This window comes from Citrobacter sp. Cpo012, from assembly GCF_030333015.1.
Classification (GTDB): Bacteria; Pseudomonadota; Gammaproteobacteria; order Enterobacterales; family Enterobacteriaceae; genus Citrobacter; species Citrobacter portucalensis.
Genome location: NZ_JAOWGR010000043.1, coordinates 1 through 20,788 on the forward strand (window position 1 = coordinate 1; position 20,788 = coordinate 20,788).

General features: G+C 48.5%; 24 protein-coding genes and 1 tRNA gene. 10 read left to right on the forward strand and 15 right to left on the reverse strand.

Going from position 1 to position 20,788, the window contains the following annotated elements:
* Window positions 1–109: 109 nt before the first annotated feature.
* The 6 genes from tnpA to OGX90_RS19900 form a co-directional block, all read right to left on the reverse strand.
* The gene (tnpA, locus tag OGX90_RS19875) at window positions 110–568 is read right to left on the reverse strand and encodes an IS200/IS605 family transposase (protein WP_057069660.1); all 459 of its coding nucleotides are present in this window, start codon (window positions 566–568) and stop codon (window positions 110–112) included.
* A 173-nt stretch (window positions 569–741) separates the two neighbouring features.
* On the reverse strand, window positions 742–1,248 hold the full coding sequence (locus OGX90_RS19880; protein WP_234692935.1) for a protein disulfide oxidoreductase: 507 nt from the start codon (window positions 1,246–1,248) through the stop codon (window positions 742–744).
* Window positions 1,238–1,861, reverse strand: a complete 624-nt coding sequence (locus OGX90_RS19885; RefSeq protein WP_008784317.1) for a DsbA family protein — start codon at window positions 1,859–1,861, stop codon at window positions 1,238–1,240. Before OGX90_RS19885 ends, OGX90_RS19880 begins: the two co-directional genes overlap by 11 nt.
* Complete coding sequence (locus OGX90_RS19890) at window positions 1,858–3,738, reverse strand: cytochrome c biogenesis protein CcdA (protein ID WP_286624569.1); 1,881 nt, start codon at window positions 3,736–3,738, stop codon at window positions 1,858–1,860. Before OGX90_RS19890 ends, OGX90_RS19885 begins: the two co-directional genes overlap by 4 nt.
* Window positions 3,739–3,786: 48 nt before the next feature.
* Window positions 3,787–4,149 carry a hypothetical protein gene (locus OGX90_RS19895; protein WP_008784315.1) on the reverse strand — a complete coding sequence of 121 codons (363 nt, stop codon included), beginning with the start codon at window positions 4,147–4,149 and terminating at the stop codon, window positions 3,787–3,789.
* 70 nt (window positions 4,150–4,219) lie between these two features.
* Window positions 4,220–4,624, reverse strand: coding sequence for a VOC family protein (locus OGX90_RS19900; RefSeq protein ID WP_079934909.1), 405 nt, complete (start codon window positions 4,622–4,624; stop codon window positions 4,220–4,222).
* 396 nt (window positions 4,625–5,020) lie between these two features.
* Between OGX90_RS19900 and dsbA the strand changes: the two genes are divergently transcribed.
* The 4 genes from dsbA to OGX90_RS19920 all read left to right on the forward strand — a co-directional run bounded on the left by dsbA (window position 5,021) and on the right by OGX90_RS19920 (window position 7,871).
* On the forward strand, window positions 5,021–5,644 hold the full coding sequence (gene dsbA / locus OGX90_RS19905; protein ID WP_008784313.1) for a thiol:disulfide interchange protein DsbA: 624 nt from the start codon (window positions 5,021–5,023) through the stop codon (window positions 5,642–5,644).
* Between the two features lie 205 nt (window positions 5,645–5,849).
* Window positions 5,850–6,770, forward strand: a complete 921-nt coding sequence (gene cbpA / locus OGX90_RS19910) for a curved DNA-binding protein (RefSeq protein WP_003832035.1) — start codon at window positions 5,850–5,852, stop codon at window positions 6,768–6,770.
* Window positions 6,770–7,063 carry a chaperone modulator CbpM gene (gene cbpM / locus OGX90_RS19915; protein ID WP_003832033.1) on the forward strand — a complete coding sequence of 98 codons (294 nt, stop codon included), beginning with the start codon at window positions 6,770–6,772 and terminating at the stop codon, window positions 7,061–7,063. Before cbpA ends, cbpM begins: the two co-directional genes overlap by 1 nt.
* A 121-nt stretch (window positions 7,064–7,184) precedes the next feature.
* Window positions 7,185–7,871 (forward strand): Crp/Fnr family transcriptional regulator, encoded by a 687-nt coding sequence (locus tag OGX90_RS19920; RefSeq protein ID WP_153687013.1) that lies wholly within the window; start codon window positions 7,185–7,187, stop codon window positions 7,869–7,871.
* 47 nt (window positions 7,872–7,918) lie between these two features.
* Here the strand turns inward: OGX90_RS19920 and OGX90_RS19925 are convergent, their stop codons facing one another.
* From OGX90_RS19925 to OGX90_RS19940, 4 genes are all read right to left on the reverse strand, one after another.
* Window positions 7,919–8,755 carry a nucleoside-specific channel-forming Tsx family protein gene (locus tag OGX90_RS19925; protein ID WP_008784309.1) on the reverse strand — a complete coding sequence of 279 codons (837 nt, stop codon included), beginning with the start codon at window positions 8,753–8,755 and terminating at the stop codon, window positions 7,919–7,921.
* Between the two features lie 96 nt (window positions 8,756–8,851).
* On the reverse strand, window positions 8,852–10,006 hold the full coding sequence (tsgA, locus tag OGX90_RS19930) for an MFS transporter TsgA (RefSeq protein WP_032942923.1): 1,155 nt from the start codon (window positions 10,004–10,006) through the stop codon (window positions 8,852–8,854).
* A gap of 38 nt (window positions 10,007–10,044) precedes the next feature.
* On the reverse strand, window positions 10,045–10,752 hold the full coding sequence (gene deoD / locus OGX90_RS19935) for a purine-nucleoside phosphorylase (protein ID WP_032942921.1): 708 nt from the start codon (window positions 10,750–10,752) through the stop codon (window positions 10,045–10,047).
* A gap of 162 nt (window positions 10,753–10,914) precedes the next feature.
* Complete coding sequence (locus OGX90_RS19940) at window positions 10,915–11,274, reverse strand: YcgJ family protein (protein WP_156174764.1); 360 nt, start codon at window positions 11,272–11,274, stop codon at window positions 10,915–10,917.
* 212 nt (window positions 11,275–11,486) lie between these two features.
* Between OGX90_RS19940 and OGX90_RS19945 the strand changes: the two genes are divergently transcribed.
* From OGX90_RS19945 to OGX90_RS19955, 3 genes are read left to right on the forward strand one after another with little or no spacing between them, the layout of a single operon-like run.
* Window positions 11,487–11,849, forward strand: a complete 363-nt coding sequence (locus tag OGX90_RS19945) for a GtrA family protein (protein WP_048214495.1) — start codon at window positions 11,487–11,489, stop codon at window positions 11,847–11,849.
* The gene (locus OGX90_RS19950; protein WP_234692931.1) at window positions 11,846–12,769 is read left to right on the forward strand and encodes a glycosyltransferase family 2 protein; all 924 of its coding nucleotides are present in this window, start codon (window positions 11,846–11,848) and stop codon (window positions 12,767–12,769) included. Before OGX90_RS19945 ends, OGX90_RS19950 begins: the two co-directional genes overlap by 4 nt.
* A 1-nt stretch (window position 12,770) precedes the next feature.
* Window positions 12,771–14,213 carry a glucosyltransferase domain-containing protein gene (locus OGX90_RS19955; protein ID WP_234692930.1) on the forward strand — a complete coding sequence of 481 codons (1,443 nt, stop codon included), beginning with the start codon at window positions 12,771–12,773 and terminating at the stop codon, window positions 14,211–14,213.
* 261 nt (window positions 14,214–14,474) lie between these two features.
* On the opposite strand, the gene OGX90_RS19960 is transcribed toward OGX90_RS19955, so the two are convergent.
* A tRNA-Ser gene (locus OGX90_RS19960) sits at window positions 14,475–14,562 on the reverse strand.
* A gap of 142 nt (window positions 14,563–14,704) precedes the next feature.
* Entirely contained in the window at window positions 14,705–16,333 is a 1,629-nt protein-coding gene (locus OGX90_RS19965) for an ABC transporter substrate-binding protein (RefSeq protein ID WP_234692929.1), read from the reverse strand.
* 270 nt (window positions 16,334–16,603) lie between these two features.
* Between OGX90_RS19965 and yccA the strand changes: the two genes are divergently transcribed.
* Both yccA and tusE read left to right on the forward strand, forming a co-directional pair.
* Window positions 16,604–17,263: an FtsH protease modulator YccA gene (yccA, locus tag OGX90_RS19970; protein ID WP_008784297.1), complete on the forward strand. Its 660-nt coding sequence runs from the start codon at window positions 16,604–16,606 to the stop codon at window positions 17,261–17,263.
* An 88-nt stretch (window positions 17,264–17,351) separates the two neighbouring features.
* Window positions 17,352–17,681, forward strand: coding sequence for a sulfurtransferase TusE (gene tusE, locus OGX90_RS19975; protein ID WP_008784296.1), 330 nt, complete (start codon window positions 17,352–17,354; stop codon window positions 17,679–17,681).
* Here tusE and yccX read toward each other — a convergent pair.
* The 3 genes from yccX to OGX90_RS19990 are packed head-to-tail and all read right to left on the reverse strand — an operon-like array spanning window position 17,678 to window position 19,359.
* Window positions 17,678–17,959: an acylphosphatase gene (yccX, locus tag OGX90_RS19980; protein ID WP_020996508.1), complete on the reverse strand. Its 282-nt coding sequence runs from the start codon at window positions 17,957–17,959 to the stop codon at window positions 17,678–17,680. The genes tusE and yccX overlap by 4 nt on opposite strands.
* Window positions 17,960–18,005: 46 nt before the next feature.
* Window positions 18,006–18,794, reverse strand: a complete 789-nt coding sequence (locus OGX90_RS19985) for a helix-turn-helix transcriptional regulator (RefSeq protein WP_103284992.1) — start codon at window positions 18,792–18,794, stop codon at window positions 18,006–18,008.
* A gap of 13 nt (window positions 18,795–18,807) precedes the next feature.
* Window positions 18,808–19,359: a YbhB/YbcL family Raf kinase inhibitor-like protein gene (locus OGX90_RS19990; protein WP_048227014.1), complete on the reverse strand. Its 552-nt coding sequence runs from the start codon at window positions 19,357–19,359 to the stop codon at window positions 18,808–18,810.
* 214 nt (window positions 19,360–19,573) lie between these two features.
* On the opposite strand from OGX90_RS19990, the gene rlmI reads away from it, so the two are divergent.
* On the forward strand, window positions 19,574–20,785 hold the full coding sequence (gene rlmI, locus OGX90_RS19995) for a 23S rRNA (cytosine(1962)-C(5))-methyltransferase RlmI (protein WP_048227015.1): 1,212 nt from the start codon (window positions 19,574–19,576) through the stop codon (window positions 20,783–20,785).
* Window positions 20,786–20,788 lie beyond the last annotated feature (3 nt).

The following is a 20,788-nucleotide window of genomic DNA, read 5'->3' on the forward strand; positions in this document are numbered from 1 at the left end:
AATAAATATCCTCCGGCATAGCCGGAGGTTTTTCTGATGCGCCTATAAGGCTCTGTTACCAGCCGCGCCCTAACAGGCGCATACGATCTGACATTTGCATCAGACTTCGTTACTTACGGCCCGTAAACGGGCTACCCGGATAAGGGATCGATAACTGCTCGCCCATTTTATCCTCTGCAAGCTGGTGCTTTATGTATTCCTGTATCCTTGCCGTGTTCTTACCCACCGTATCTACGTAATACCCACGACACCAGAACTCCCTGTTCCTGTATTTAAACTTCATATCACCAAACTGCTCATACAACATCAGACTGCTTTTACCTTTCAGATAACCCATAAAACCGGATACGCTCATTTTGGGCGGGATTTCCACAAGCATATGGATATGATCTGCACAGCATTCCGCTTCCAGGATCCGCACGTTTTTCCACTCACACAGCTTTCTTAAGATGCTGCCTATCGCCCTACGTTTCTCCCCGTAGAATGCTTGTCTTCGGTATTTGGGCGCAAAAACTATGTGATATTTACAGTTCCATCGGGTGTGCGCTAAGCTCTTTTCGTCCCCCATTGGGACCCCCTTTTGATTTCTTGTTTAACCCTTGCAGTTGCCAGACCGCAAGGTGTTTTAACAAATCAAAAGGGGTTTTAATAACTGGCCCAAAGCTGAAAGCTTTCCGGAACCCCCAGCCTAGCTGGGGGTTTTCTGTGCACAAAAAATGCCGGGTTTCCCCGGCACATTTATCAGAACGTTTTCGCCCACCACAACCGAAGTTTCATGCCCCAGTAGCTGGTCCAGCCGCTGGTGGTTGATACCACCCGACCTTGTGACATCACCACCAGCGTTGGCGTGACGCTGATTGCCCAACTGTGGGAAATGGCCCCGTTCGCATCATTGATGACCGGAAAGTCCACGCCTTTACGCGACAGCCAGCGAGATACCTCAGCTTCATTTCCGGAACGTAACGCAATGGTCATCACATTTTCCCCTTCCGAACGCAGCCTGGCGACTTCCGGCGTCGTGAAGCGGCATACGCCGCACCAGCTCGCCCAGAAATAAAGCAACACCGGCTCGTCTTTGCTGAGCGCCGCCAGCGTGACGGTTTCACCATCCAGCGTTTGTAAAGGCGTGCTGTCAAAGGAGGCAGGGAGTTGCGGCGCGCGCCAGGCATCCATCAGCAGCATTGCCCCCGCCAACAGTGCCAGTAAGATCAGCCCTTCGCGCAACCAGCGGCGCAGTTTACTGAGCATTGGCCGCCGCCAGTTTTTCTTTTACTACTTCCTCAAGGGTTTCCCACGGCACCGCGCCGGGAATAAGTTCATCACCAATAATCGTTGCCGGGGTTCCCTGCACCCCCACCAGTCGCGCCAGTTGCAGGTTAGTGCTCAGCGTTTCAGCACTTTGGGCGTCCAGCGTCACCGGACTGGCCCCCGCTTTTTCCTGCGCCTGTTTGATACTGACGTCGGTATGGTAGCCCTTCTTCTGCATCAATTTTTCATGTAATGCCAGGGACTGTTGCGGATGCTCATGCCATGTGGTCAGCACGGTCCGCGCCGCCAGTTCCGAACTTTCACCTTTAAACGGCAGCGGTTTAATCACTACCGCCACGTCAGGGTATTTCTGCACAATTTTTTCCAGCATTGGATCCAACTGCTTGCAGTATGGGCAGTTGTAATCGGTGAAGTTTATCAGGGTCAGTTTCGCCTGCTTCGCGCCAATCCGTGGGCTGTTGGGATCGTTAAACAAGGCTTCCTGAATTAATGCTTCAATTTGCTTTTCCTGTTCCGGGGTAAACGGCGCAGGCTCTTTCGCGATACTGACGGCAGAAAACAGGGTTAACAACAGAACTATCATCATTTTCATGGGGTTACTCCTTTGGCATCATTCAACGTTTGCAGTACCGCATCGCGGGTTAACAACGTAGGTAACGCCTGGCCATCCGGCAGACCGGGGCCATAAATTTGGTTATACGGCACAGCAACCTGGCCGCGTTTTTTTAGAAATTCGGTAATAGCTTCAGAAGGGAGTGTCCAGTCGCCGCGAAGCGCCACCACATCCGGCTGTTGCAATGCGGCCTGTACGTCTTCTTTATGCAACACATTGTATTTGTTTACCTTACAGGTGATGCACCAGTCGGCTGTGACGTCAATGAACACGCGCTTATGTTGCGCCAGCGCATCCTCAATCGCCTGCTCGCTTAGCGGTTGCCAGTTCACGCTTTCTTTAGCGCTACTTTGTCCGCTAACCCCTAAGTGTGGGAGCAACAACGTCGCAAGCCAGATAGCCGAACCCAGCATCATCACGCCAAGCAGACGCCGCAAAATATTCATCCACCGCCCTGGCCGCGGCAAACGCAGCGCCAGACCGGGACGCAGGGCCACCAGCAGCCACGGTAAGCTCATCCCCAGCCCAAGTGCGATAAACAATCCCCACAACGTCGGCAGCGAAGCGGTCAATGCTACCGCCACCGCCGTTCCCAGAAACGGGGCACTGCACGGCGTGGCAAGCAGTGTCGCAAATGCACCTTGCCAGAAATGTCCCGACAGTCCGTTGCCGCCGTGAGTCGCCAGCGTGGTGGTCATAGCAGAAGGGAGTCGGAATTCAAACCACCCGAACAGGCTGGCGCTGAACGTCAGCATCACTAGCACCATGACGCCAATGAACCACGGATTCTGAAACTGGATCCCCCAGCCAAGGGCTTGATTGGTTAAACGCAGCACCGTCATCAATAGCGCCAGAGCCATAAACGAGACCAGTATTCCGGCTACCGATGCGAGGAACTGACGACGGATCTGGCGACGACTTTTTTCCTCGACCAGCAAAATCGAGCCCAGCTTCATGCCCAGAACCGGTAACACACAGGGCATCAGATTGAGGATCAAACCGCCCAGCAGCGCCATGAACACCACTTGCCACAGTGGGAGTGAGGCGTTCTCAACAACCGGGGCTTCGCCAATCGCAAGACGACTCTCCTGGGCAACACCGTTGTCTGCCAGCACCAGCGTGACTGACTTACCACGCAGATCCGGCGCGCCTTCTCCCCAACCGTCATGTACTGGTACCGTGGCGCGTAACGTCTCCCCCTCAACATGAATTTGCGGCATGCCAAAATCCGCATCATCAACAGCATCCAGATACAGCCCTGGTTCAGTCCAGCCTCCCGCACGGCGAGCCTCGACGACTAACTCTCCCGCCCGTGCGCCAGCGCTCAGAGCATCGGTCAGGCCGCTGGCAAGTGGGATCTGTCCCATCGCCTGAGCATAGTCATGTGCAAAAGTCGGGTCCTGGGCTGTGGGCGTCACGGAAAAAGGAAAATCCGTCAACAGGCAAACGTTGCTACAGGTGGATAGCGTCAAAACGCCGCTGAGCGTGGCGGGCGCTCTACCGCGCACCACCATCGGGAACGTCACCTTATCGTGATACCCCTGAGTAGTGATATTGGCGACCTCAAAACGAGCAGGGGTTGGCCAGGACCAGTCGACCGCGGGCATTTCCCCTTTCCAGGCGATAGCAGGTGCAACGCCTCCCTCGCCCGGAGAACGCCAGTAGGTTTTCCAGCCGTCCTCCAGTTTGACATCCAGCAACAGACGGGTTTCTCCGCCTGCGGACGTATCAGCGCGTAACCGCACGCTGGCGTGATCGTTATCGGGTGAACGCAGCCAGCCGGGTTCAGCCGCCCAGGATACGGGCAGCCATAGCAATAACAGACAGAGCAGCGCCTGTCTGAAAACAGTCATCATAGTTTTTCTCCGTGAATAATTATCTAACAGTCAGCAACGGCTGTTCTGTCATTCACGGAAGACGCAAAATCGGAGATGCACCCGGAGAGTGGGCGGCGAGATGGCTCGCGGTGGGAAAAAAGGTAGACGAAACGCCCGTACTGGCGCCAGCAACGACAGCAGCAGGCACAGCACCAGAATAGCACCTTCAAACAATACGGGTGGCGCAGCCAGTAATGATTTCGCACTCAGTTCACAAGGGGTAACGGGTGAGGCCTCATCGGTCTGCACTTGTGCGCTGGCGACAACGCTTGTAACGGCGGTATCCATCTGCAACGCGTGCAGGCCCGCCATGCGTTGTGCGGTGCAAACCATCACCACAACACATGCCAGACAGAGGAACCACCATCCCATCCGTTGACGTTTCGCCATTATACCCTCACTCATTGATGCGAGTTATCTTAACCACTCGCCAGGTTTTGGCAACCTTTACGCTGTAAAGTTATGTCCTGCCATCTGCTGGATATACCGCGATTTCAATCAGATTGAGATCGGGATCCCTGACATACACCGAGCGAATAGGTCCTGTCGCACCGGTACGTGCAACGGGCCCTTCAATAATCTCGACTCCGTGGGTTTGAAACGTCTCCATCACCTCTTCCAGCGTACGCGTGGTGATAAAACATAAATCCAGCGCCCCCGGCGTTGGCGCGTAGGCTTTGGGTTCAAACTCTTTTCCCCGAATGTGGAGATTGATTTTCTGATTGCCAAAGACGAAGGCTTTCCGACCTTGCGCGAAGGTTTCCAGCCTCATGCCTAAAAGCTCGACATAGAAACGAACGCAAGCCTCTTCATGATTGGTGGTTAGTACCAGGTGATCCAGGTGGTCAATCATAGCGATATCCATTTGGGTTGCTCATCTCTGACACTTACCCTATTCATTCACGCGCGACAAGAAAAAGAAAATCTACGGAGTTATTTGCAGAACTTAACGCAACAACCTGTAATTCACGCTTTAAAAACGAAATGATAATTAATCATATTTCCGCCTTTATTTATTACGCTATAACATTGCTAAAAACACCCCTGAAAATATCACGCAAGTTATCATTCACTATTTACGAAGAATGCCAAAAGATATTTCCATGACAGCACACAGATAATGCCCACCACGTACTGATGCGTAAATGAAAGTAAGGGTCAGCGCATTTCCAGAGAATTTCCTTATTATATTCAGACGCAATGAATAACGTATTCATTAGCAGATAATTTGTTTATTAAATGTTATTTAGAGTATATGGAAATGAAAAAATATTTATTACCCCTGATTGGGTTACTTTTTACAGTTAGCGCTCAGGCAGCATCATTTACCGACGGCAAAGAGTATATCTCACTGGAAAAACCTGTCGCTTCCGCTCCAGCCGCACTGAAGTTTTTCTCATTCTATTGCCCTTCCTGTTATCAGTACGATGAAGTTTTTGAAATCACTGATAACGTGAAAAAAGTATTGCCTGCAGATGTCAAACTCACCGAATACCACGTCGACTTTTTAGGTCCGCTGGGGCAAGACATGACCCACGCCTGGTCCGTCGCCATGCTGTTGAACGTACAAGATAAAGTTAAGCCGTTGCTTTTTGATGCCGTTCAGAAAAAACAAACCGTTAAAACAGCGGACGATATTCGTAACGTATTTATCAGCGCGGGCGTCAGCGCCAGTGATTATGATGCGGCATGGAATAGCTTTGCCGTGAAATCACTGACCGCTAAACAGCAAGAAATGGCGAAGGCAGTTGATTTAACCGGTGTGCCCGCCATTTTTATCAACGGAAAATATATGATCAATCCAAAAGGACTGAAGTCAGATGACCTTAATGCATTCGTGCAAAACTATGCTGATACGGTCCGCTTCCTGATAAGCAAATCCTGATGTTTAGCTAATCTCATTTTTCGCACCACACATCAGATGCCGTAACCTCAACTGCGCTGTTGGTGGTGCAATGCCTGCATCGTTTATCGCAATATCCTCCCTTCCCGGTTGGCATTCGCCGTTATCAGGATTACCCTAAACTTAGCGGTGATACCTGTTGTCAGGGTTCACCTTCTGCAAGTGTTGATTTACACGAGAGAACGCTATGGAATTAAAGGATTATTACGCCATTATGGGCGTGAAACCGACAGACGATCTCAAGACAATCAAGACCGCCTATCGTCGACTCGCCCGTAAATATCATCCTGATGTCAGCAAAGAGACTGACGCAGAGGCCCGGTTTAAAGAGGTTGCAGAAGCCTGGGAAGTTTTGAGTGATGAGCAGCGACGCGCCGAGTACGACCAGCTGTGGCAGCACCGCAACGACCCACAGTTCAGCCGTCAATTCCAGCAAGGAGAGAATCAAAGCTACAGCGCCGAAGATTTCGACGATATCTTCTCCTCCATTTTTGGCCAGCGTGCGCACCAGTCGCGCCAGCGCCCTGCCAGCCGCGGGCACGACATTGAAATTGAAGTTGCCGTATTCCTCGAAGAAACGCTTACTGAGCATAGCCGCACTATCAGTTACAACCTGCCAGTCTATAATGCGTTTGGCATGGTAGAACGAGAAATTCCTAAAACGCTGAATGTGAAAATTCCGGCTGGCGTCGGTAACGGTCAGCGTATCCGTCTGAAAGGCCAGGGTACCCCCGGCGAAAACGGTGGGCCGAACGGTGATTTGTGGCTGGTGATTCATATTGCGCCGCATCCGCTGTTCGATATTGTTAATCAGGATCTGGAAGTTGTCGTTCCCCTCGCGCCGTGGGAAGCTGCGCTGGGTGCGAAAGTAACCGTTCCGACGTTGAAAGAGAGCATCCTGCTGACCATTCCTGCAGGCAGTCAGGCCGGCCAGCGACTCCGCATTAAGGGCAAGGGTCTGGTAAGTAAAAAACATACCGGCGATTTGTATGCGGTGATCAAGATCGTCATGCCACCGAAACCTGACGACGCCAGTGCCGCCCTGTGGCAACAACTGGCGGATGCACAAAAGACCTTTGATCCGCGCAAAGAGTGGGGGAAAGCATAATGGCTAACGTTACCGTCACTTTTACCATTACAGAATTTTGTCTGTACACCGGTGTGTCAGAAGAAGAACTGCATGAGATTGTCGGCTTAGGGGTGATAGAACCTCATGAAGACGAGACGTTTGACGATCATGCGCTGACAGTAATGCGTCGCGCGGTGCGCCTGCGTCAGGAGCTGGAACTTGACTGGCCAGGGATTGCCGTTGCGCTGACGTTGCTGGAGGAGAACGCTCAGTTACGCCAGGAAAACCGCCTGCTGCGCCAGCGCCTGTCTCGCTTTATCAGCCATCCTTAGTGTGTCAGGACCAGCATGGTGCTGGTCCTTTTATTATCCGCCCCGCGCTCTTAATGACATTGCCCAGCAGATGGCATACAGTCTGAGATAAGAATTATCTTAAACAATAAGACGTTGAGTCATGCAGCTTAAACCCCTCACGAAAGGTCGTTTTCACAACATCTGGCAGCAGGATGATGCCTTGATTGAGAAGATATTTCAGGAACTGCTCTCTGAAACGCAGATTATCCAGGAAGATGAGTATCTATACCGCCAGGGACAGGTTGTCGATCGACTGATCATGGTGCAATCCGGAAGAATTTCACTGCGTTACAGCGCGGAGAATGGTCGCCGATTCCAGTTGGGCGCCATGGAATGCGACGAGCAGCTGTTTGGTGAAATGGAGTTTTTTACCGGGTATCGCTGCCAGCTTGATATCGTCGCGGAAGAACCACTGACCGTAGCGGTGTGCAGCTGTGACCGTCTGGAAGAAGCGCTAAATCAGCACCCCAGACTGGCGATATTTTTTGCCAGTGCAATGGCGATTGATTATCAGGATATGCTGGAAATCTTCCTGCACCGGATGCTCTATCCTATCGTACATAACGTGGCGTATGACCTGTATCGCCAGCATCAGAACAAGCAGCCGATGGATGGTTTCCATAAAAAATACCAGGAAGCTGAGCGATTCGGTACTACCGACCGGGTCTATCGGCGGGCGGTTAAAACGCTGACGGATGCCGGGCTGGTAACGCGAACGAAGCAAGGACTGGAAATTAAGGATCTGGATGGGCTGCGTAAATTTCTCGGCAATGACATCATTGACTGACACACCAACGCTCGTTAACAGAGCATTGGTGTGTCATTTCGGCGCAATCAGAACTTATAGGTGAGGCTGAAATAGTGACCGAGCCCGGTGGTACGCCCTGCTCCGCCGTGGTTTTCCATCAATGCCATGTTACGGAAATACTTCAGGCCATAACCGACTGCATAATGCTCTGAATGCCAGTAGATACCGTTATACCATTCAATCGCGTTATTGCTGTATAACGGTTGATTAGCAATCTTATTCGCGGCGAACTGGTAGTCAAAGTACCCCTGATAGTTCAGATAACTGCCGTTGGCAAAGGTATAGAATGGTGTCGACCAGTTAGTCGAGAACATATAGCCATCCCACTTTCCTTCGTTATCCGCACCGTAGTTTTCACGAACATAATGCGCATAGATGTTCATTCCCACCAGACCAAACCACGGGACCTTCACATCTGTACCCAGGCCAACGTAATGTTCAAATAATTCCCGGTCGCCAATGTTATTTACCGTTGCAATATAGAATTCGTTAAACGGCCCAACGGATAAATCTTTATTAAAAATGGCGTCCAGGGAAAAACGCGGAGATATCTTGGCAAAGAAGTTATCACCCCCATGACGATCGTCCTGCTCGCGATCCAAAATATCAAAGAAATCCACATAACCGTACAGATCGATAATGCCAGAGCGTGCACCAAACTCCAGTTCCAGATAGGTGTCATTGCGAATACCATATGGCACTTTCGCGTCCACACTTTGCATTAAGTTCATCTGCATCCAGTTAAAATCATTTTTACGGATGTTGCCATCAGTATAGTCAGCCGCGAATGCTTGCATACAGCTCATTGCCACTACTGCACCCAGGATTGTTTTTTTAATCATTAACTTATTGTTCTTCAGCATTTTTCAATTCCTTTGAGTAAGGTTGAGTATCGCCCCACCATATAAATAGTGTGGCGACTGGCTATTTAATTAAAGAGGTAAGTGTTATCAGTGCTTTTAATTACGTTTGAGTTTTAATGTCACCATCAACATGACAAAGATAATTAAATACAACACCGGTATCGCGTACATAATCTTCTGCAATCCCATTGTTTTTTCCATGAGCGCGCTGATCGCCGGACTAAACATGGCCCCGGCACTGCCGCTAATTAAAATATAAGAAACGTTCTGACTGCTCGCACGCTTCACGAAAGAAACACCGTAGGCAATAAATGAGTTATACAGCGCAGCACAGACAAACCCGTAACTGTAGGCCAGATAATCAAGCCCGGAGATATTATCCTTCGTGACGATAATTGTGGTAATAATGCTAGCCAGCAGAATAATACTTAGCAGGAAATAATGTATCTTCACCCGAGAAACAATGACGGTTGATACTAATGCCCCGACCAGCGCAGCGCCCCAGTATTGCGTAATAATATTTCCTGCTTCTTCAAAGGGAATGCCAAATTTGTTCTTCACAAATAATGGTGCCCAGGTCAGGAAGGTGTACAGCGCCAGCATTCCTAAGAACAGGCCAATGCCTCCGCTGATGATCCCTGGATTCCACTCCGATTTTACCTTATCTGTCCGATCTGCCGTGGGCGCCGTCTCGCAGGCAGTAAAGCGGGTGAGCGCCACAACGCCCAGCGTGAGTAAGGCCACCATACCCACGCTTAGATAGCTGTAACTCCACGACATATTGTGCGTCAGGGCGAAGGTCGTGATCAGCGGAAAAACCACACCCGCAACGTTGAAAGTGGCGTCCTGCACCACCAGCATCGTACTTTGAATACGATCCTGCCAGACCGATACCACAATCGTTCCCGCCACGCACAGACCGATTCCACCGCAAAAACCCACCAGGGTCATGGCGACCATCACAGGCCATAAGCCAGGGCTTAAATGCATTACCAGAGCGCAAAGGAACACTATCGAATAGATAATGAGCGTCATACGCTTCACACCGATTTTCTCAATCAGGAAAAAGGCGGCGATGGTGCCGGCTAATGCTCCACCATTGAGCAACGAAAATATCGAAGCAACGGTATTCACATCGGCACCGTAGCGTACTGCAATCGGTTCGATTAGCATACCGAACTGACTGGCAAACCCTGCCATAATAAAATTTGCCAGAAAACTAATCAGCGTAAGTGCTATTTTATTCTTCATATAATGCCATCTCTGATTGGTTCAATTAAAAGCTGGAACTAAGCGGTAACAGCAGTATTTAGCGCCAGCTCAATCATGTTGTTAAAGGTCAATTGTCGTTCTTCTGCGGTTGTTTCTTCTCCGGTCAGGCAATGATCGGAGACAGTTAAAATAGCCAGCGCTTCAATATTAAACTGATGCGCTAAAGCGTATAAGCCTGCTACTTCCATATCTACACCGAGCACACCGAATTTTTCCAGTGCCGGTATTAAATTTTCGTCAGGATCGTAATAAAGATCGCCGCTAAAAACATTGCCGACTTTAATATCGATACCGGCCTTCTGTGCCAGCGTCCACGCCTGCTGCAATAATGGGAAATAGGCGGATGTTGCCATCGCATAGCCTGCGCTACGTTTTAAATTTGTGACTGAATCCGTTCCGGCTGCGACGGCCAGGATAATATCGCGCATTTTGACATGATGTTGTGTTGCCCCTAAACTGCCGACGCGTATAATTCTTTGCACACCAAAATCATGTACCAGTTCATGGGCATAAAGCGTCATTGAAGGAATGCCCATTCCATGTCCCATCACCGAAACAGGTTGCCCAAAATATAAACCGGTATAACCCAGCATATTACGTACATTGGTGACTTCGCGGTAATCCATTAGATAATTTTCGGCAATAAATTTAGCGCGGAGCGGATCGCCCGGCATAATAACGGTTGGCGCGAAATCACCTGGCTTGGCATTAATATGTGCAGTCATAACAATTCCTGAATTATGGGTATTGAAGATATGCAGGGATTGTAACCAGACGTTTGTGAGGTGATTGAGGACAAAAGTCCTGCTCACAGGATCGGCCTCTCATTTTTGAGAGTTAGTGGTGTAGTGCCCCCGCAATACAGGCTGGGGACACGTCAGAGATTGTCAGGGCTTGTCGACCTTTCCGAACAGTAACGCGGTGTAATGGGTGTTTATTTTACCGCTGCGCTTACCGTCGGTGCCGAAATAGCGGTCATCCCGACACAAACGTTCGTTGGTATCGCAAAACAGGCCACCGCGGAATGTAAAAGCCGAGGTATCGAACTGTCCCGCAGCTGCCAGTTTTTCGCCCTGCTGCTTGCCAAGATATTTCGTGGTCAACGCCACCGACAAACCGTGTTCATCGGCACAGATGGTTTTATCGCACAATACGCCCGGCGCTGGACTGTTTAGCCCAGTCGTTGCTGCGTACGCCGACAATGACAGAATGCTTAGCGCCAGCAAGGTGCCAACTTTTATCATCATAATCTCCTTATATCAGCTGACTTGCGCCAAAAGTATAAAGCAAAAAGCGGGGGCTTTCGGCAACCTATTCTTACAGATAACGTGGCTGTAGCATTTACAGCCCCTTAATCATCCCCAAATGACTCTGCTTACTGCGCTGACTGGCGTCAACATGTCGATCTGGTTTTACATCAATGTTAAACTCCCTTTCTTCCTGTTCAGCATTTTTAATCATGATAAAACTACTTTCTCGCTACATTTCTGTCGGAATCGTAAACACGGCATTGCATTGGGCCGTGTTCGGCATCATGGTGTACATCATGAAAAATGACCAAGCTGTGAGCAATGTAGTGGCATTCTTATGCGCAGTAACATTTTCATTTTTTGCTAACGCAAAATTCACCTTCAATGCAAAAGCCACCAGCAGAGGATACATACTGTTTGTTGGTTTTATGGGGTTGTTGAGTTTCATCTCCGGTCAGATTTCCGATCGCTTTAACATTTCCCCACTCATAACGCTGATTGAGTTCTCCTCAATCAGCTTAGTATGTGGGTTTGTATACTCTAAATTTGTTGTTTTTAGGGATCCGAAATGAAAATTTCTCTGATAGTGCCAGTCTTCAATGAAGAAGATACAATACCTATTTTCTACAAGACGGTGCGAGGATACGAAGAACTAAAAAAGTACGATGTTGAAATTGTGTTTATCAACGACGGTAGCAAAGATGCTACAGAATCAATTATTAATGCCCTTGCCTTATCTGATTCGCTCGTTGTTCCCGTTTCATTCACACGTAATTTTGGAAAAGAAGCCGCCATATTTGCAGGACTGGAATGTTCCACTGGCGAAGCCGTTATCCCAATCGATGTCGACCTACAGGATCCAATTGAAACAATTCCATTGATGATAAATAAATGGTTATCGGGTGCAGATATTGTACTGGCAAAGCGTGCGGACCGTTCTACAGATGGAAAACTTAAGCGAAAAACCGCTGAATGGTTCTATAAATTGCACAATAAAATAAGCGCCCCGAAGATCGAAGAGAACGTTGGTGACTTCAGACTCATGTCCCGCGATGTCGTAGAAAATATCAAACTCATGCCGGAACGTAATCTCTTTATGAAGGGTGTTCTTAGCTGGGTTGGAGGTCGTACTGACGTAGTGGAGTACACTCGAGCAGGCCGTATAGCTGGTAAATCAAAGTTTAATGGCTGGAAATTGTGGAATCTCGCACTCGAAGGTATTACCAGTTTTTCAACGTTCCCACTCCGAATTTGGACTTACATTGGTTTTTTTGTCGCCACTTTATCCTTCTTATTCGGCGCATGGATGATTATAGACAAAATATTTTGGGGCAATCCGGTAGCGGGATATCCATCTATTATTGTTTCAATTCTTTTCCTGGGCGGTATTCAGTTAATTGGAATCGGTGTACTCGGGGAGTACATAGGTAGAATATATATTGAAACCAAACAAAGACCGCGCTACATAGTTAAAAAACAAGATGGGATTTAACATGTTTTATAAATTCGATAAAAAATTATTTTTTATTTATTCAGGACTGGCTCTCCTATTTATTTACCCTTTAATTCAAGCTGGAATATATTATAGAGATGATTTAGACAGATCGATCACTGGAAACTACGGCTGGCGAGGTTTAGGTCGACCTTTTGCGGATGTTATAGCAAGAATTTTTTCTGCAAGTGGCCACTACAATCTTGATTTATTTCCTTATACCATGATCGCGTCCTGCATTCTCTTAGGAGCATCTTCACTTGCACTTAGTAAACATTTGATTAAATCAGATGTACCTAACGCTAAAATGGTTGCCGCACTTTTAATATTCAACCCATTTATCCTGCAAAATATCGCTTATAGATACGATAGTCTGGGAATGTCTATTTCATTTTTCGTGGCTGTAGTGGCATATACATACCAAAATAAAAACTTGACACTAGAGATAGCAATAAAGTTGATAGCGGGTGTATTATCCTTAACATTGTATCAACCGTGTGCAAATATTTTCATCGGTTTGCTGGCTGTTGACGTAATAATTATCGCAATAAAAAAACAGGCACATATCAAAGAATCGGTAATATTTTTATTTAAAAAAACAATTTTATTTATCTCATTTTATCTTATCTACATGATTTTCTTCTCTCCAAAACACAACTCGCGCTCAGAGTTAATATCTTTGGATAAGGGAGGATTTGAGCACCTAATCGGAACATTAACCTCTTTAAAAGCAATAACCCTTTCATATTTTTACCACCCTGTTTACATTTACTTTGCTATTCCGATACTAATTAGCCTGGTGTTTATGCTCATTTCTTATCGCACAAATATAGGGAGTATAGTATCCTTTATTTTGTATAGTGGATTGTCTTTTTTAATATTCATTATATCTCTTATGGGGCCAACTATATTACTTCAGGATGCACCGGTACTCCCCCGTACCTTAGTATCATTTTCAGTCATATTGGTTATAATTGCTATACCCATTATGCATTTTACTCCACGCTTTAAATATGCAGCATTGATACCGGTTATTGCTTCACTTGCTTTTAGTGCTCAACTAAGCAACACAATGAAATCACAACAAGAATACGAAGATTTTGTTTTTAACATGATTGCGCAAGATATTGCCAATCATAAAAACATCGTATCTATTGGTACTGTAGGTCAATTAAATATAAATGAAAGAGCAAAGCTAATAGTAGAGAGCAAACCGCTCATAGGTTACTTCGTTTCCCCAGCCACTGAATTCTTAGCGTCCTTTCAATTGATTAATAAAGGATTAACACAAACACGACATGGTTATACTGATGTGAATGACAGCAAAAATCAATTTGCTGATATGATTAACAAAGGAATTAAACCTGTATCATCTAATGAATATTATTCATTATTCATCTCAGATAACACCGCTATAGTCTACTTAGGTAAATTTAACAATTAACGATTACAAGCCCTCACACCTAAATGTGGAGGGCTTTGTTTTTTAAGAAGAGTCTACACCAGTCATTTCAAGTGATATCAGGGATTACCATAGCTCACTCAGGCTGGGCTGGAGAATATGATGCCTGCTTACGTTATTCAGTTTACTTGCCAAATATAGAGCATGTAATGCGCAACAGTAACACTGACATTCACGACACCATGTTTTAAATCTTTCTCAAAAGCAAAAAGGGGTTACCTTTCGGTAACCCCTTTTCATGTTTGGCGGAAGCGTAGAGATTCGAACTCTAGAACCCTTTCGGGTCGCCGGTTTTCAAGACCGGTGCCTTCAACCGCTCGGCCACGCTTCCAATGAGGCGCACTATAAACATCCCGAACGGACCTGTAAAGCATCAATGTGTTCGTTTGCCTGAAAAACAGCCAAAATGTTGTTAATCGACTGAAATAACAACAAATTGACCATTTATTCAGCACGAATACCGGCTATAGCGCTTAATGTTTTTTGATGTACATATCTTTGGTGTAGTAATTTCCCCGGTTATCCGGCGCAAATCCCCCCACCCACGGCTTCACCAGATGCGTGCGGACATAGTGGTAAACCGGAATCGCGGGCACATCCTCACCTAAAAGGTCTTCAGCCTGCTGATAGTATTTGCCGCGTTCTTCCAGTGAACTTGCTTTTGCCGCATTACGCATCGCTTCATCAAAGGCGGGGTTACTGTACTTGGTGGTGTTCTCGCTATCACCGGCCCGGAAGATATTGAGGAAACTTGAGGCATCATCATAGTCGGCTATCCACGCATAGCGCACGACATCAAAATTACCGGTGTGCATAGTGTCCAGCATGGTTTTCCATTCCTGGTTTTGCAGCTTCGCCTCGACGCCAAGGTTTTTCTTCCACATCGACGATGCGGCAATCGCAATACGCTGGTGCGTTTCGAAGGTGTTGTAGAGCAGATTCAAGCTAAGCGGATGCTCAGGACCAAAACCGGCTTCAGCCAGCAGTTTTTTGGCTTCAGCAATACGTTTTTCGAGCGGCCATGACGCATACTCCGGCGCATGCAGTTTCACCCCACCTATTTCCGGCTGGCTGATAACCCACGCTGCTCGCTGCCCCTGCCCCATCACCTTTTGCGCAATGATGTCTTTATCCAACGCCATATTCAGCGCCCGGCGCACGCGCGGATCATTAAACGGCGCGCGGGTTGTATTGAACTGATAGTAATACGTTGAAAGCTGAGGCGAGACATGCAGTTCATCCCCCATTGTTTTTTTCAGTTGCGCGAACTGGTTAACCGGTACGCTATACACAATGTCGATTTCACCGGCCTTATAGCGATTTACGTCAGCCGACTCTGAGCTAATAGGCAAATAAGTAACTTTATTAATAACCGTATGCCGATCGTCCCAATAATGTGGGTTACGCTCGGCAACGATGCGCTCATTAACCACCCACTGCGATAATTTGTACGGCCCGCTGCTGACAAAATGCTCTGGCCTGGTCCACTTATCGCCAAAACGACCTATCAACACTTTATCCAGCGGGACCAGAGATGGATGCGCCAGCATCGCCAGAAACGCCGCCGTCGGTTGCGTCAGGGTAATTTCCAGCGTGGTATCATCCCGAGCTTTGACTCCCAGCGTGGCGGGATCTTTTTTCCCTTGGGCAATATCAACCGCGTTCGCAACGTGCATGTTGCCCAGATACGAAGCATAAGGTGAAGCCGTTTGCGGCGAAACCAGACGCTGCCAGCTCCAGACGACATCCTGTGCGGTAATAGCAGATCCATCTGACCAGGTTATGCCCGGGCGTAAATGGAAGGTCCAGACAGTGTTGCCTTTATTCTCCCAGGACGAGGCTAGACGGGGTTCGATAGACCCATCCTGCTTGACAGCAACCAGACCGTCGAACATATCGCTGATTAAATTAAACTCAACGTTGCTTTCAACTTTATGCGGATCCAGAGATGCCGGCTCACTGCCGTTGTTTCTGACCAGTTCCTGTTTTTCTGCCAGTAGTGTTCCTGCAGGAACATTTGCCGCCCTCGCCGCGCCGTTTATAGACATCAAACAGACAGCCAACAGCGTAAACGTCAATATCTTCGATTTATGTTGAATCATTCCCTTTACCTTTTTGCTCTGTTTTATGTAGACACCGCTGTCACTGTCAGAGAGATTCAGGAATAACGCAATATTTTTCAGTTACCTGGTAGATAGCGATCTGACATTTTTGCACATACAGTGCTAACATCTAATTCGGGAACTTTTGTTGAAATAATATGCTTAAGTTTGGCGGGCTAAAATGCGTAAAGATGGGTAAAACCGCTGTGTCATTCCCCTTGATTTCATTATCCTCCATCATTAATTACATCTGTCATAAGAGAGTGACTCATGGATCGTATTATTAGTTCTTCGCGCGAGCGTACATCGCTACTCAGCACGCATAAGGTGCTGCGCAATACCTATTTCCTGCTCAGCCTGACGCTGGCGTTTTCAGCGATCACTGCGACCGCCAGTACCGTACTGATGTTACCTTCTCCGGGACTTATCCTGACGCTGGTGGGTATGTATGGTCTGATGTTCCTGACCTATAAAACGGCAGATAAACCGGTTGGTATTTTGTCAGCGTTCGCCTTCACTGGCTTCCTGGGCTACATCTTGGGACCGATGCTGAATACATACCTGTCCGCAGGCATGGGTGATGTTATCGCCATGGCGCTGGGCGGTACGGCGCTGGTCTTCTTCAGCTGCTCAGCCTATGTGCTGACCACGCGTAAAGATATGTCCTTCCTCGGCGGTATGCTGATGGCGGGTGTTGTAGTGGTGTTGATTGGTATGGTTGCCAATATCTTCCTGCAACTGCCAGCATTACATCTGGCAATCAGCGCGGTGTTCATTCTGATTTCTTCAGGCGCAATCCTGTTTGAAACCAGCAATATCATCCGCGGCGGTGAAACCAACTATATTCGTGCCACCGTTAGCCTGTATGTTTCGCTGTACAACATCTTCGTCAGCCTGCTGAGTATTCTGGGCTTCGCCAGCCGCGATTAAGATGTCCACACGCATTATCCAGCCCCGCTTATGCGGGGCTTTCTTTTTTGGTAAACTGCCGCCAGTTTGACTAACGCAGTGACGAATTATGTTGATCTTTGAAGGTAAAGAAATCAGTACCGATAGCGAAGGCTATCTGAAAGATACCACGCTGTGGAGCGAGGCGCTGGCGGAGAGAATCGCCGAAAACGAAGGCATTACGCTCTCCGCGGAACACTGGGAAGTGGTGCGTTTTGTCCGCGAGTTTTATCTGGAGTTTAATACCTCCCCCGCTATCCGCATGCTGGTAAAAGCGATGGCCAACAAGTTTGGCGAAGAGAAAGGCAACAGCCGTTATCTCTACCGCCTGTTCCCGAAAGGTCCGGCCAAGCAGGCAACTAAAATTGCCGGCCTGCCGAAACCGGTGAAATGTATTTAATAGCGGATACTAAATCCCTTTAGCTCGTCGCCAGGACGATGTGGTTCACTAAGAACCCGGTCAACCCTGGCGCTGCTCGGCCCCCCGGCTTTCAACCACTTCATCAGTTGTTCTACCCGGTCGCTTTCACCACAGGCGACAACCTCTACGCTGCCGTCATCCATATTCTTCGCGTAGCCGGTCAACCCCAGCCGTTGTGCTTCATGCTGGGTGGTGTAGCGAAATCCTACCCCCTGAACCCGGCCATAGACCCAGGCGATTATGCAGACTTTCGACATTGCGGTTCTCCTTATTAACGTATATGAAGGAACAGGTACCGAGGCCTCATCGCACCTGTTTCGGCAGACATCCGTAATGCTGGCGAAATCTTGCAGTAAATCGTGAACCTGACAGATAGCCACAGCGTAACGCTATTTCGCCAATCGGCAGCGTGGTCGACTGTAGTTGAGAGAGCGCACAGGACATTCGCACCTCCTCGACTATCTGCCGGTAACTCTGCGATTCCATCTGTAATCGTCTGCGTAACGTCGAGGTACTGATAGACAGGTGACCAGCAATCTCCTGAGCTGTCCATAGCTTAGCAGGGGATAACATAATTAGTTGTCGCACCTGTTCAGTAAGATTAAACCGTCGCTCGATAAGCAGAGGCCCCGCCACACCATCATGCAGTAGCGCCAGCAATAATCCCATCGCCTGATGCTCCTGCAATATTGCAGGTAAGTCCTGGCGTACTGCATCCAGCAAGCTTTCCCACATAAAAGCCAGTCCGTTGCTCATTGGCGTACATAGCGACGTCAATTTTGCCGGAGGGAAATCCTCGACCCAGTTATTTTTAAACGCGGTAATGATGCTCGTCGATAGCAACAACAAATCCGAGCGAAATGCTCCCTGTTCCGGCTGATTAATAATCTCCAGAGGCGTATTCGCCGGGATGATAATCAGCTCACCCGGTCCTGCAACCAGACGATTTTCATCCTGAATAATGACCTTACTTCCCTGCGTAATATGGCAAATAGCAGCAGAAAACAGTTTAACCCGATGCAAGTGGTGCAGATGGCCGGAACGCACCTCAGCGGTGGTAAGGTTGTTATGGCGAAAATGTACATCCTGCACCAGAGTATCCTCTTTATTTTCTTGCGTAAGTGGCGGTTAATTCAGCTTTAGCAATCACGTGGCTGTTCAGCATAAAACCGACTAGGGCACCGCTGGCGTTACTGTCAATTGGCAACTCGTCTGTATTTAACGCCCACACGGTAAACTGATAGCGATGAGGTTTATCGCCCGGCGGTGGACAGGCGCCACCGAATCCAGCATAACCGAAATCATTGCGTCCCTGAACTGCTCCAGCGGGTAACTTATCCATGCTGGCCCCGCCAGGAAGAGTGTGGATCTGAGCAGGAATATTTACGACGGTCCAGTGCCACCAGCCGCTTCCCGTTGGCGCATCAGGATCAAACAGCGTAATGGCAAAACTTTTGGCATCAACTGGCGGATTTTGCCAGCTCAGTTGTGGGGAGATATTGTCGCCACTGCAGCCAAATCCCTTAAACACCTGTTTTTGCGTTAACTTCAGGTTAGCGGGTATGTCGGTGCTGTTGAGGCGAAACGTCGAGGCGGCAGAGGTATTAAAACTCAACGCAACAATGGCGGCGGTAGCCAGAAAGTAGACAGCTTTCATTGCATTTCCTTTTTCTGATTAAGAAATAGCAATGTAAACGGTGGGCATAAAAGAAACTGTGCCTCTGTGATAGAGTTTTGTGCCGAAACGCTCAACGCCATACCCTGATGATTGACCTCACCATCTGTGCTACTCTACGCGCCATTTTATTTTAATGGTTTCAGGTTGGTAGTTTACTCCAGCCCGCGTCACTGTTTGTGAGAGGTTGCTCCGCATGACTGAATCTACAATTCCACATTATCCTCGTTTAGTGTTAGCCAAAGGGCGCGAAAAATCATTACTGCGCCGCCATCCGTGGGTATTTTCCGGTGCTGTCGCACGTATGGAAGGTAAAGCCAACCTCGGTGAAACCATCGATATTGTTGACCATCAGGGTAAATGGTTAGCACGCGGCGCGTACTCACCCGCGTCGCAGATCCGTGCACGCGTCTGGACATTCGACAAGTCTGAGTCCATCGATATTGATTTCTTCACCCGTCGTCTGCAGCAGGCGCAGACATGGCGTGACTGGCTGGCGAAAAAAGACGGTCTGGACAGTTACCGTCTGATCGCCGGAGAATCCGATGGCCTGCCGGGCATCACCATTGACCGCTTCGGCAACTTCCTGGTGTTGCAGTTGCTCAGCGCGGGGGCTGAATACCAACGCGCCGCGCTGATTAGCGCTCTGCAAATTGTTTTCCCGGACTGCGCCATTTATGACCGTAGCGATGTGGCCGTACGTAAAAAAGAAGGTATGGAGCTGACTCAAGGGCCAGTAACGGGTGAGCTTCCGCCAGCCCTGCTGCCAATTGAAGAGCACGGAATGAAGCTGCTGGTTGATATTCAGCATGGTCACAAAACCGGCTATTACCTCGATCAACGCGACAGCCGCCTGGCCACGCGTCGTTATGTGGAAAATCAGCGTGTGCTGAACTGTTTCTCTTATACCGGCGGCTTTGCGGTCTCAGCATTAATGGGCGGATGCCGTCAGGTCGTCAGCGTTGACACCTCTCAGGAAGCGCTCGATATTGCCCGCCAGAACGTGGAACTGAACAAGCTGGATCTGAGCAAAGCTGAGTTCGTGCGTGATGATGTGTTCAAACTTCTGCGTGCTTATCGCGATCGTGGTGAGAAATTCGACGTCATCGTGATGGATCCGCCGAAATTTGTCGAAAACAAAAGCCAGTTGATGGGTGCCTGCCGCGGCTATAAGGACATCAATATGCTGGCTATTCAGTTGCTCAATCCGGGCGGTGTGCTGCTGACTTTCTCCTGCTCTGGGCTAATGACCACCGATTTATTTCAGAAAATCATCGCTGATGCCGCAATAGATGCTGGTCGTGATGTACAATTTATAGAGCAGTTCCGTCAGGCCGCCGATCACCCGGTGATCGCTACCTACCCGGAAGGGCTGTATCTGAAAGGGTTTGCCTGTCGCATCATGTAACTT

Excerpts from the sequence above, each read along its gene's own strand:
- OGX90_RS19955 (WP_234692930.1), top strand. The coding sequence starts at position 12,771 with ATGTTTTATAAATTCGATAAAAAATTATTTTTTATTTATTCAGGACTG.
- dsbA (WP_008784313.1), top strand. The coding sequence starts at position 5,021 with ATGAAAAAATATTTATTACCCCTGATTGGGTTACTTTTTACAGTTAGC.
- tusE (WP_008784296.1), top strand. The coding sequence starts at position 17,352 with ATGTTGATCTTTGAAGGTAAAGAAATCAGTACCGATAGCGAAGGCTAT.
- OGX90_RS19945 (WP_048214495.1), top strand. The coding sequence starts at position 11,487 with ATGATAAAACTACTTTCTCGCTACATTTCTGTCGGAATCGTAAACACG.
- OGX90_RS19880 (WP_234692935.1), bottom strand. The coding sequence starts at position 1,248 with ATGCTCAGTAAACTGCGCCGCTGGTTGCGCGAAGGGCTGATCTTACTG.
- OGX90_RS19900 (WP_079934909.1), bottom strand. The coding sequence starts at position 4,624 with ATGGATATCGCTATGATTGACCACCTGGATCACCTGGTACTAACCACC.
- tnpA (WP_057069660.1), bottom strand. The coding sequence starts at position 568 with ATGGGGGACGAAAAGAGCTTAGCGCACACCCGATGGAACTGTAAATAT.
- cbpM (WP_003832033.1), top strand. The coding sequence starts at position 6,770 with ATGGCTAACGTTACCGTCACTTTTACCATTACAGAATTTTGTCTGTAC.
- cbpA (WP_003832035.1), top strand. The coding sequence starts at position 5,850 with ATGGAATTAAAGGATTATTACGCCATTATGGGCGTGAAACCGACAGAC.
- rlmI (WP_048227015.1), top strand. The coding sequence starts at position 19,574 with ATGACTGAATCTACAATTCCACATTATCCTCGTTTAGTGTTAGCCAAA.
- OGX90_RS19895 (WP_008784315.1), bottom strand. The coding sequence starts at position 4,149 with ATGGCGAAACGTCAACGGATGGGATGGTGGTTCCTCTGTCTGGCATGT.
- OGX90_RS19990 (WP_048227014.1), bottom strand. The coding sequence starts at position 19,359 with ATGAAAGCTGTCTACTTTCTGGCTACCGCCGCCATTGTTGCGTTGAGT.
- OGX90_RS19925 (WP_008784309.1), bottom strand. The coding sequence starts at position 8,755 with ATGCTGAAGAACAATAAGTTAATGATTAAAAAAACAATCCTGGGTGCA.
- OGX90_RS19965 (WP_234692929.1), bottom strand. The coding sequence starts at position 16,333 with ATGATTCAACATAAATCGAAGATATTGACGTTTACGCTGTTGGCTGTC.
- tsgA (WP_032942923.1), bottom strand. The coding sequence starts at position 10,006 with ATGAAGAATAAAATAGCACTTACGCTGATTAGTTTTCTGGCAAATTTT.
- OGX90_RS19890 (WP_286624569.1), bottom strand. The coding sequence starts at position 3,738 with ATGATGACTGTTTTCAGACAGGCGCTGCTCTGTCTGTTATTGCTATGG.
- deoD (WP_032942921.1), bottom strand. The coding sequence starts at position 10,752 with ATGACTGCACATATTAATGCCAAGCCAGGTGATTTCGCGCCAACCGTT.
- OGX90_RS19885 (WP_008784317.1), bottom strand. The coding sequence starts at position 1,861 with ATGAAAATGATGATAGTTCTGTTGTTAACCCTGTTTTCTGCCGTCAGT.
- yccA (WP_008784297.1), top strand. The coding sequence starts at position 16,604 with ATGGATCGTATTATTAGTTCTTCGCGCGAGCGTACATCGCTACTCAGC.
- OGX90_RS19940 (WP_156174764.1), bottom strand. The coding sequence starts at position 11,274 with ATGATGATAAAAGTTGGCACCTTGCTGGCGCTAAGCATTCTGTCATTG.
- OGX90_RS19920 (WP_153687013.1), top strand. The coding sequence starts at position 7,185 with ATGCAGCTTAAACCCCTCACGAAAGGTCGTTTTCACAACATCTGGCAG.
- OGX90_RS19950 (WP_234692931.1), top strand. The coding sequence starts at position 11,846 with ATGAAAATTTCTCTGATAGTGCCAGTCTTCAATGAAGAAGATACAATA.
- yccX (WP_020996508.1), bottom strand. The coding sequence starts at position 17,959 with ATGTCGAAAGTCTGCATAATCGCCTGGGTCTATGGCCGGGTTCAGGGG.